At 69.6% G+C, this 10,468-nt stretch carries 8 protein-coding genes and 1 pseudogene; 5 read left to right on the top strand and 4 right to left on the bottom strand.

The window, feature by feature from the left end; all coding sequences use genetic code 11:
• The 3 genes from FL344_RS17770 to FL344_RS17760 all read left to right on the top strand — a co-directional run.
• A partial coding sequence (locus tag FL344_RS17770; RefSeq protein ID WP_228565143.1) for an EI24 domain-containing protein occupies positions 1–792 on the top strand: 792 nt, incomplete at its 5' end.
• 214 nt (positions 793–1,006) lie between these two features.
• A complete protein-coding gene (locus FL344_RS17765; protein WP_090490356.1) occupies positions 1,007–4,225 on the top strand; it encodes an MXAN_5808 family serine peptidase in 3,219 nt (1,072 codons plus the stop codon).
• A 179-nt stretch (positions 4,226–4,404) separates the two neighbouring features.
• Complete coding sequence (locus tag FL344_RS17760; RefSeq protein ID WP_194863143.1) at positions 4,405–5,301, top strand: hypothetical protein; 897 nt, start codon at positions 4,405–4,407, stop codon at positions 5,299–5,301.
• Between the two features lie 3 nt (positions 5,302–5,304).
• On the opposite strand, the gene FL344_RS17755 is transcribed toward FL344_RS17760, so the two are convergent.
• Complete coding sequence (locus tag FL344_RS17755; protein WP_090490358.1) at positions 5,305–6,030, bottom strand: glycerophosphodiester phosphodiesterase; 726 nt, start codon at positions 6,028–6,030, stop codon at positions 5,305–5,307.
• 111 nt (positions 6,031–6,141) lie between these two features.
• Here FL344_RS17755 and FL344_RS17750 point away from each other — a divergent pair, with 111 nt between their 5' ends.
• Positions 6,142–6,369, top strand: coding sequence for a twin-arginine translocase TatA/TatE family subunit (locus FL344_RS17750; protein ID WP_228558592.1), 228 nt, complete (start codon positions 6,142–6,144; stop codon positions 6,367–6,369).
• Between the two features lie 30 nt (positions 6,370–6,399).
• On the opposite strand, the gene FL344_RS17745 is transcribed toward FL344_RS17750, so the two are convergent.
• From FL344_RS17745 to FL344_RS39160, 3 genes and pseudogenes are all read right to left on the bottom strand, one after another.
• Positions 6,400–7,194, bottom strand: coding sequence for a hypothetical protein (locus FL344_RS17745; protein ID WP_141594290.1), 795 nt, complete (start codon positions 7,192–7,194; stop codon positions 6,400–6,402).
• 6 nt (positions 7,195–7,200) lie between these two features.
• Positions 7,201–8,067 carry a DUF3426 domain-containing protein gene (locus FL344_RS39165; RefSeq protein WP_228565145.1) on the bottom strand — a complete coding sequence of 289 codons (867 nt, stop codon included), beginning with the start codon at positions 8,065–8,067 and terminating at the stop codon, positions 7,201–7,203.
• Positions 8,068–9,522: 1,455 nt separating this feature from the next.
• Positions 9,523–9,621 (bottom strand): annotated as a pseudogene (locus FL344_RS39160) (zinc-ribbon domain-containing protein); the annotation flags it as partial.
• Positions 9,622–9,787: 166 nt separating this feature from the next.
• On the opposite strand from FL344_RS39160, the gene FL344_RS17735 reads away from it, so the two are divergent.
• Positions 9,788–10,465, top strand: coding sequence for a polyhydroxyalkanoate synthesis regulator DNA-binding domain-containing protein (locus tag FL344_RS17735; RefSeq protein WP_090490362.1), 678 nt, complete (start codon positions 9,788–9,790; stop codon positions 10,463–10,465).
• The last annotated feature ends 3 nt before the right edge of the window (positions 10,466–10,468 follow it).

The raw sequence follows: 10,468 nt of genomic DNA, 5'->3' as shown, positions 1-10,468 counted from the left end.
ATCTCCCCCCAGCCCCGCCTGTCCGATTTCTTCCAGGGGATGGGGCTCCTCGGCCGGGCCTTCTCCCTCATCCTGCGCGACCGCCGGCTATTCCTGCTGTCCGCCCTCTGTGCCGCCGTCACCGCCGCCGCCCTCGTGGGGCTCGTCTGGCTGCTGTGGCGCTACGCCCCCGGTGCCCTGGAATCCGTCTGGACCCGCCCGGAGAGCTGGTACGGCCAGGCTGCCTGGACCGCGGGGCTGGTGTTGTCCGGCCTGGTGTTCTGGGTCGTGGGCGCCAACGTGCTGCCGCCCCTGTTGCTGGCCCCGCTCCAGGATCCATTGTCCGAGCTGACCGAAGAGGCCTGTGGCGGCGGCCCGGGCGCCTCCTTCACCGTGGCGGGTTTCGTCCGGGGGCTCGTCACCGGCATCGCCCATACGCTCGCACGGCTGTTCTTCCTCCTCGCGGGCCTGGCGGTGCTCCTGCCCCTCCACCTGATACCGGGGGTGGGCAGCGTGCTGTGGACGGTCCTCGCCAGCCTGTACACCATGACGTGGATGGCGGGTGAGTACCTGGCCGCCCCCATGACGCGTCACCTGTATCCCTTCGCCGAGGTGCGCCGGATGCTGCGCGAGCGGCGGGCGCTCTGCCTGGGCCTGGGCGCGGGCATCTACGTGCTGCTCTGGGTCCCCATCCTCAACGCCTTCTTCCTCCCGGTGGCCATCGTCGCCGGCACCCTGCTCTATGGCGGGCTGCGCGAGGCCCGGCTGCTGGCGCCCCCTCCTGGGGAGTCCACTACCGCTGCGTTGAAATAAACGCCCGAGCCGGGTGTCGAACCCGGGGAACCGGGAACGCAATGCCCGCCAGGGACGTTCTGCTCCACCAGCAGAGAGGCGATGCCTTGAAGCACCAGGAGCCCGTGATTAGGCTTGCCCGGCCGCTTACAGTGTTCGCCTACTCGGTATAAACGGTCGAAATCTCAAGGCTTCTCGCCACACCCGGGGTGCCGGACAGCGCGCCCCAGCTTGGATGAACCAAATGCCGCGTTTCCTCCGCCGAATCACAGCCGTTGCCGTGCTCCTCGGCGCCTGGGCCCTGGTGGGCAGTGACCGGGCTCCCTTGCCGCTGACCATGGGTGCAGCCGAGGCCGGGCAAGGCTCGTGGGACGGCAGTCTTCCTACCGTCAAAGGCGAGAAGGCCCCGCACGACCTCAACAGCCTGCGCGTCCTGACGAAGGTCATCCTCTACGTGAAGGAGAACTACGTCGACCCCAAGCGGGTGAAGCCGAAGGAGATGATGATCGCCTCGCTGGAGTACGTCGAGAAGAGCGTTCCCGACGTGCTCGTGGACGGCAACGCGGAGACGGGCAAGCTCAACGTCAACGTGAACGGCAAGCAGCGCGAGTTCGACATCGCCCACGTGGACTCGCTGTGGAAGATGTCCTTCGCGCTCAAGGATGTCTTCGACTTCCTGTCGAAGAACATGCGGCCCATCGAGGACACGCGCGACGTGGAGTACGCGGCCGTCAACGGCATGCTGTCCACGTTGGATCCGCACTCGGTGCTGCTGCGCCCGGAGCTGTACCGGGAGATGAAGCTGTCCACCAAGGGTGAGTTCGGCGGCCTGGGCTTCGTCATCCAGATGCGCGAGGGCAACCTCACCGTGGTCAAGGTGATCCCGAAGACGCCCGCGCACCGCTCCGGCATCCAGAAGGACGACCGCATCAAGAAGATTGGCGAGGAGTCCACCGTCAACATGGACCTCAACGAGGCCGTGTCGAAGCTGCGCGGCCCGGTGGACAGCCGCATCACCATCACCGTGGAGCGCGACGGCTGGGACAAGCCCCGCATCATGACGCTCTCGCGCGCCATGATTTCCATCGAGAGCGTGCAGCACAAGATGCTCTCCAACAACGTGGGCTACATCCGCCTGAAGAACTTCCAGGGCAACACCACCCGCGACCTCGAGGCGGCGCTGACGCAGCTGCGCAAGCAGGCGGACGCGAAGGGCGGCTTCAAGGGCCTGGTGCTCGACATGCGCGGCAACCCGGGCGGCCTCTTGGAGCAGGCCATCCAGGTGTCCGACACGTTCCTGTCCAGCGGCACCATCGTCGCGACGGTGGGCCTGTCCGACAAGCTGCGCGAGGAGAAGCGCGCGCGCGCCACGGACGGAGAGGACAGCTACCCCATCGCCGTGCTGGTGAACGCTGGCAGCGCCTCCGCGTCCGAAATCGTCGCCGGCGCGCTGAAGAACCTCGACCGCGCGACCATCATCGGCCGTCAGACGTTCGGCAAGGGCAGCGTGCAGGTGCTGTACGACTTCCCGGATGACAGCGCGCTGAAGCTGACCATCGCCAAGTACCTGACCCCGGGCGACGTCTCCATCCAGGAGGTCGGTATCGTCCCGGACATCCAGCTGGTCCCCACCCGCGCCACCGATGAGCGCGTGGACGTGTTCGCGCCGCGCCGCTCCATGGGCGAGGCCGACCTGGACCAGCACTTCGGCAACCCGGACTCCAGCACCGTCGCCAAGAAGCGCGAGGACGTGCTCAACCGCGAGAAGCCGCTGGAGAGCCTCAAGTACCTGAAGGTGGACGAGAAGCAGGCCCAGGCCACCGCCAAGAAGGACGAGGGCAAGGCCCCGCCGAAGACGGCCGCCAACGCCAAGAAGCACGGGGACAAGGACCCGCTGCTGGACGTGGACGTGGCCGGCATGGGTGAGGACCTGGACGACCAGCTCGACGCCGAGGCCCAGGAGGAGATCAAGGAGGACTTCGAGGTCCAGTTCGCCCGCGACTTCGTGCTGCGCGCTCCGGCCACCACGCGCAAGGAGCAGCTCAAGCAGGGCAAGGCGTTCATCGACCAGAAGCGCGCCGAGGAGGAGTCCCGCATCAACGCCGCCATCGCCGCGCTGGGCGTGGACTGGAGCGCGGGTCCCACGCCGAAGAACGTGCAGATGGCCGTGTCGCTGACGCCGGGCCCGGACGCGAAGATTCTGGCGGGCGAGGTGATGGAGATGGCACTGACCGCGGAGAACCGTGGCACCGAGCCGCTCAAGCGCGTGCGCGCCTGGACGGAGAGCGACAACGCCTTCCTGGACCGCCGCGAGTTCCTCTTCGGTGCGCTGGCGCCGGGTGAGAAGAAGACGTGGAAGGTGAAGGTGCGCCTGCCCAAGGACCTCACCAGCCGCCGCGACGACGTGACGGTGCGCTTCTTCGATGACCACGGCGCCCTGCCTGAGACGCGGGTGGCCGAGCTCAACTTCGTGGAGCTGCCCCGCCCCGCCTTCGCATTCAACTGGCAGGTCATCGACGACTGCGCCACCTGCAACGGCGACGGTACCGTGCAGCGCGGGGAGACGGTCTCCGTGCTGCTCGACGTGACGAACGCGGGCACCGGCACGGCGCTCGACTCCTTCACGCAGATCAAGAATGGCGGCGACGCCAACATCTTCATCGAAAAGGGCCGCTTCAAACTGGGCGAGCTGAAGCCCGGTGAGACGAAGACGGCGCGCTTCCAGTTGGAGGTGAAGAAGGGCTTCAAGGGCAACACCTTCCCGCTGAAGCTGGCCATCATCGACGAGCCGCTCGAGGAGTTCGTGATGGAGAAGCTGGAGCTGCCCGTCACCGACGCCGCAATCGCCACGATGGAGCCGAAGAAGGGCCTCGTCCGCGTGGGCGACAAGGTGGACCTGTATGGGGCCCCCGCGCAGGGCGCGCGCGCGGTGGCGAAGCTGAGCGGGACGACGGTGCTGCCCGCCGAGGCGGTCACCAAGGGCTACTACCGCGTGGAGCTGGAGAAGGACCGCTTCGCCTTCGTGCGCAGCCAGGACGCGAAGGAGCTGAAGACGGGCAAGGCCACCACGCCGAAGGCCACGCTGGCCACCAACCACCGCCCGCCCGACATCCGCCTGGACGTGGATCCGGCCGCTGGCGGCATGGTGGCCAACGGGGACAAGTTCACGCTCTCCGGCGTGGTGACGGACCCCCACGGGTTGCTGGACGTCTACGTGCTGGTGAACGACCAGAAGGTCTACTTCAAGGGCGTGGACCCCAAGGGCGCCGAGCCGAACACGCTGAAGTTCTCCACGGAGTTCGCGCTGAAGGAGGGCAACAACAACGTGCTGGTGGTGGCGCGCGAGGACAACGACTTCGCCAGCCGCCGCACGCTGGTCATCCGCCGCCGCCCGGCCGAGGTCGCCCAGAAGATGGCCTCGCCTGCCGGTAGCCCCGCCAACAAGCCGCAGTAGGCGCCCCGCGCCCACCTGGCGCGCCGCCTCCTTCCGGGCGGCCTTTCCAACGGGACTCCTTGAGAGGAGACCGCGGGAGGGGCCGCCCGTTTTGTTGACGCTCCTTGCGAGCAGGCGTTACCGTCCGGCGCGGTGGGCGCCTTACCGGCCGGTCGCGCGCCCTGGAGGCGGTGACTCGAATGCGGACGTTCAGTCGGTGGGTGGCTCTCGCGGCCTGGGCGGCAGGCGCGTCCGTTGTCGCGGCGCCCAATGACCTGCAGATCGCGCGGTTCGGCAACCCCACGGGTGACAACCCAGTGGCGTCCGCCGATGCGGATTTCCAGGCCTTCGCCCGCATCATGGGCGCGGCCATCACCTCCGTGAACCTGATGCCCCCGGAGACAACGGGCCACTCGGCCTGGGCCATCAACGCGGAGCTCTCCGTGGTGTCGCTGCCCGGCAGCGTGAACATCCCCACGCAGAACGAGCAGCCCTCCACGGTGCTCATCCCCTCCTTCCACGCGCGCAAGGGCCTGCCCTTCTCGCTGGAGCTGGGTGGGCGCGTCGGCTGGGTGGAGAAGAGCAGCCAGGTGGTGGCCACCGGCGAGCTGAAGTGGGCCGCCAACGAGGGCTTCACCTACCTGCCTGACTTCGGCGTGCGCGGACACGTGACGAAGCTGTTCGGCGCCCGGGACCTGGGCCTCACCGTCATGGGCCTGGACTTCGGCGTGGGCAAGCAGTTCCCGCTGGGCGGCATGGTGACGCTGACGCCCTACGGCGGCCTGGACCTGGGCTTCGTCGGCGCGACGTCCAGCCGCATCGACTTCAACCCGGACCGCAGCTTCGATGACACGACGGGGGACGATTCGCGCGCGGCGCTGACGGATACCGCCGCGTACCGGAAGGTGTCCTTCGGCAGCAACATCAACCAGCGCATCTACGGCGGCGTCCGCTTCATTGGCGGCGTGCTCCAGCTGGGCGCGGAGCTGTCGCTGACGCGCACGGGCAGCGTCTCCTACGAGGAGAACGGCAGCACCGTGGACCGGGGCCTGCCGGCCGTCTTCGCCTTCAACACCACGCTCGGCCTGGACTTCTGAGCGCTACGCGGCGGGGTGCAGGGCCTGACGGACCGCTCCCGGCCGGTTGGTGATGAGGTAGCTGACCCCCATCCGCTCCAGGACATGGGCGCGCTGGGGGTCGTCCACCGTCCACGCCGCCACGCGCATCCCGGCCGCGCGCCAGGCGGCCACCCGCTCCGGGGTGCAGGCCTCGTGGAAGGGGTGGACCGAGTGTGACGACACGAGCGGGCTCACCCCGTAGGCCTGCAGGGCCCAGGACTTGTCCGGGTCGATGAGCAGCCCCCGGCGCAGCTCCGGTGCCGCGGCCGCCAGGCGGAAGAGACACAGCGGGTTGAAGCTGGAGATGACGACCCGGCCCGCAAGCCCGCGCCGGCGCACCAGCCGCGCCACCTGCTCCGCCAGGCCTCCGTCGTCGGCGCGCTCGCATTTGAGCTCGATGTTGACCAGGAACTGCGGTGGCAGGGCCTCCAGCACCTCCTCCAGCAGCGGGATTCGGGCGGGGGCGAAGCCCAGCGGCGAGCCGACGTCCGCCCGCTGGAGCTTCCACCACGGGGTGAGGCGAACCTCCCACGGCAGCCGCGCGAGGCGCTCCAGGCGCTCGTCGTGGCAGACGACGACCTCCCCCGAGCCACAGAGCATCGCGTCCAGTTCCACACCATCCGCGCCTTGGCGGACCGCCTCGGCGAAGGCTTCCAGGGTGTTCTCGGGGGCATCGGCGCTGGCGCCACGGTGGGCAAGCAGGAGCATGCCCTCCAGTCTGCGCGGGTGGCCGCCGCCGTGCATCAGAAGTCCAACCGGGCGTGCGGCGGTGGACGCATGGCTTGCCTCCCCCCGCCCTTTGCTGCACTGTGCTCCATCATGCTGGGCCTCGGCCTCGGAGAAATCATCGTCCTCGGCTTCATCCTGCTGGTGGTCTTCTCGGCCGCCCGCATGGGTCAGCTCGGCAATGCCGTGGGCAAGTTCGTGTACTCGTTCCGCAAGGCGTCGCGCGGCGAGGACCTGGTGGATGCGAAGCCGCTGCCTCCGGCCCGCCGCAGCACCACGGACGCCGAGTTCACGGAGCCCGAGCACCCGCGCCGCCGCTAAGCCCCTCCCCTCCCCAGGAAGCGATGGCCGTCAGTCGTACCCGCGATGCTTGGGGATGCGTGACGCGGCCGCAGGCCCTGTTCCATTCCCTTCGGCGAGCAGCCGGGAGGCCTGCGCGCGCAGGGCGGGATGAAGGGCGGCGTTCGAGACGAGTTCCCTCAAGTCCGCCGTGTTGAGCAGCGGGACGATTTTCGCGCCCGTCTCCGGCGGCAGGTAGGGGTTGAGGACGAGCGCGCGCCGGATGGCGTGGCGCACGGACCAGCGCGGTGACTTCCAGATTTCGATGAGCGGCTCGGGCCGGGCCGGACGGCGCGCGGCGATGCGGACCACCAGCTCCTCGGTGAGCCGGGGGTTGATGAGCACGTTGCGAAGGACCGTGGGATTGCTGACGGTGGCCAGGCGGGACAGGGTGTCCGGGTCCCTCGTGAGGCGGGCCTGCTGCTTCAGGTGCCCGAGCGACTGGGAGAAGGCGTTGGCGTCCGCGCGGGCGGCGGCGTCCGGGTCCATCTCCAGCTTCGCGGGGCCCTGGGCGAACAGGTCCGCCACGGTGTCGAGCGACTGGACGTGCGCGAGCCGTCGCAGCGACTCCACGTGAGGAATGTGCTCGGCCTCCTGCTCCAGCGCGGCCATGAAGTCCGACAACGCGCAGGAGGCGGGCCCCCACCCCGCGCGCGAGAGGGCGATGAGGTGGCCCACCAGCTCGTTGGAGTCGAGTGGATCTCTCCAGGCGAGCTCACGCGCGGCGGCCTTGCGACGGACCTCCGCCCCACCGCTCAAGGCGTGGATGAAGCGCGCGACGGTCCGGGCATCCTCCTGCGTGGGCATGGTGGCTCACTCCGTCCGGGGGGCGGCCTCCGCCGACTTGGAGCGCTCGGGCTCCAGTGTCAGCTCCAGCCGGTAGCCCCCCGGGTCCGAGGGGTGCTCGGGGAAGATGACGACGAAGGGGGCCTTGGCGCCGGGCGCCACGGAGACGGCGGCCTCGTCGACGCGCTGGCGCAAAGCCACCGCCGCGTCGGGTGAGCCCACGCCGTAGAGTTCTTCGGGCGTGGGGACCCTGCCCACGAGCGCCTCGGCGGAGGCCACACGCTGGCTGCCGTCATACAGCGCGGCGCGCACGCGGATGCGGGCGGCGGTGTCCGAGTGGTTCACCGCGTCCCCGCGGACGTAGAAGAGCGACCTGCCCTCGCGCGTCTCGTACAGCCCGTTCGTCACATCCACGGCCACGAGCGGCTTCGGCGCGGGCACGAAGAGCGTGCGCAGGGAGTCCAGCGACAGGGCCGACACGTCGAGGCGGCCCTCGCTCAGGTACACCCGGCCGACCGTGCCCAGCACGGCCACCAGGGCCGCGGCCAACACGAAGTTGACGGTGAAGCCCAACGCCTTGCGAAGCCGGCTCGACGGGCGGCTCTGCGGGATGCCCACGTCCTCGGGACGCGCGGTGGGCTTGGCCACGGTGACCACGGGCTTCGACGGCAGCCCGTCCATGTCCAGCACCTCGCGCTGGACGCCACTGGGTGCCCCGACCCGGCCCAGGGTGACGCCAAAGGCCTCCGCGTCATCCACGGCGGGGGGGACATCGCCAAGCAGGGAGGCATCGGAGGCATCCGAGGTCCCGAACAGCGCGGCGCGGCCCGTGTCCGTGGGCAGCAGGCCGGAATCCTCGCCGTGCCCGCCCACGTCCGAGCCAAGGTCGAACAAGTCCCGGGGATCCGCGGAAGGCGGTATCGCGGCCGAGGAGTCAGCGTGGAGGTCGACGGACGCGAACGGGTCACTCCCGCCTGGAACAGGCCCGCTGCCAGACGCGGCGGAAGCGCCGGCATGGATGTCGATGGATGCAAACGGGTCGCTTCCGGCAGGCGGCGGCGCGGCCTTCCGAGTCGACGCGGCAGGTGCCCGCAGGTCAATGGCGGCGAAGGGGTCGTTACTGTCCGCAGCGGCTGGCGACGACGCATGGATGTCGACCGCCGCGAGAGGACCATTCCCCGCTGAAGACGACGTGGACTTCGCAGGCCCGGCGGCGTGAATGTCGACCGCAGCGAGAGGACTGCTTCCTCCTGAAGGTGCCGTGGAATTCGCAGGGCCTGCGGCATGAATGTCTGCCGCCGAGAGAGGACCGCTTCCTCCTGAAGGTGCCGCAGCCTTCATGGGCTTCGCAGACCCAGCGGCATGAATGTCTGCCGCCGCGAGAGGACCGCTTCCTACGGAAGCTGAGGCAACCCTCGGGGACTTCGCGGGTCCCGCCGCATGGATGTCGATGGACGCGAACGGGTCGCTCCCCACGGGCCGAGGCAGCCCGGGCGCCGCCGACGGGACCGTCGCATCGTCGATGTCGATGGCCGCGAACGGGTCGTTCTCCGCCGGTGGCGGCGCCCCCGTGGCCAACGTTGGCATCGCCGCCGCATCATCGATGTCGATGGACGCGAACGGATCGTCCCCACCATAAGCGGGCGGCGGAGCCGCGCCCGGGCGCATCGTCCCAAGCGCCGCGGCGCCCGCGGGCGTGCCCCCCGGAGGCGGCGTCACCGCGCTTCGGCGGAGCGCATTCGCAGCCGACGGCTCGGCAGGCGAAGGCGGCCCCAAGAGCTCCGAGAACGGGTCGGCCACCGGCGGCGGGGCGGCGGCGCGGCGAGCACTGGCCGGGGACACGGCGGGCCCAGCAGCCTCGGGGACCGGAGGCATGGAGCGGTCCTCCATGCCAGCCGGGCCACCCGCACCTCGGGCCCCCGCCGCTCGCGCAGGTGCGCTTCCAGGGCCAGGGGGCGCAGGCACTGCGGCGGGTGGACGCCCCGAACGCTCAGGGCCTGGAACCACGAAGGCGCCCGGCGGTGGCGCTCGGCCAACCGGCGCATCGGGTGGACGCGCGGCGGGAGGCAGCGGCAGCGACGTGATTCGCGTGGGCTCCCGGAAGACACCGTCTTCCGAGCCCAGGTCCCCGTCCATGCTGTTCCAGCTCGGCCCGGGAGGACTGGGGCGAGCAGGCATCGGCTTGCTCGCCTCGACGCCCAGCTCGAAGTAGCCCGGCTTGGTGACGTCCACCGACGTGGGGTCTGCCGCGACCCCAAATTGAGCGAAAGGGTCCACCTGCCCGCCCGAGGAGGGGGCTGGCGGCTCGCCCGGAGCGCCGGCAGCGGCCTCGCGGGTGACCCGGAACGTGTTCTGGCATTTGGTGCAGCGGACCTTGACCCCCTTCTCGGTCACCTTCTCGTCGGGGATCTTGAACCGCGTCTGGCACCGCTCACACTTGACGATCATTCAGCAGGCCCGGCTGGAAGCACGAGTATAGGACGACGGGGTAGGCACGGCGAGCCGGGTTCACGTTGCTTGCTCGCCCCCACCCCCTCTGCTACGAGAAACGCCCCTGCGAGACTCAGGCGGGGCACGTGGCTTGATGTCGAGCCCAAAAGGGGCGGAGAGACACATGAGCGAGGCTGAGCAAGCAGGCGCTCCGAGCAAGGAGCCGAAGATCATCAAGCGGTACACGAACCGGAAGCTCTACGACACCGTAGAGAGCCGGTACGTCACCCTTGATGAGATCGCAGCGATGATCAAGGAGGGCACCGAGGTACGGATTGTCGACAATCGTACCAAGGAGGACCTGACCTCCGTCACCCTCGCGCAGATCATCTTCGAAGAGGAGAAGAAGAAGAACCAGATGCCGCTGTCGGTGCTGCGGGAAATCATCCGCCACCCCGGCGAGTCCATCTCCGGGTTCATCCAGAAGGAGGTCTCCCCGCGAGTCGCCTCCATCCGCGAGGAGGCCGAGTCCCGCCTCGACAAGCTCCTGCGCCGGGACGAGAACGCCCCCCGGGCAGAGGGTGAGCCCGAGGCCCCCGTCGCCGCCGCCGAGGACACCACCGCCGCGGACACCGCTGCCGCCGCGGGGCTCAGCCCGGCCGACCTGCTCAAGGCCAGCCAGCGCGCCTTCGAGGAGTGGCAGCGCCGAATCGACGAGCGCGTGAAGCACGTCGTGGAGAACCTGACCGGCAACCTGCCCGCGCTCGGCCGCGACATGGCTTCGCTCACCCAGCGCCTCGATGAGCTGGAGAAGAAGCTGGAGCAGGCCGAGCAGCAGAAGGGCCCGCCGAAGCAGGAGTAGCCG

It is taken from the genome of Myxococcus sp. AB036A (assembly GCF_006547355.1).
Lineage (GTDB): Bacteria > Myxococcota > Myxococcia > Myxococcales > Myxococcaceae > Myxococcus > Myxococcus virescens.
Note: the sequence above shows the minus strand (reverse complement) of the source record. Positions and strands in the feature narration are given on the sequence as shown.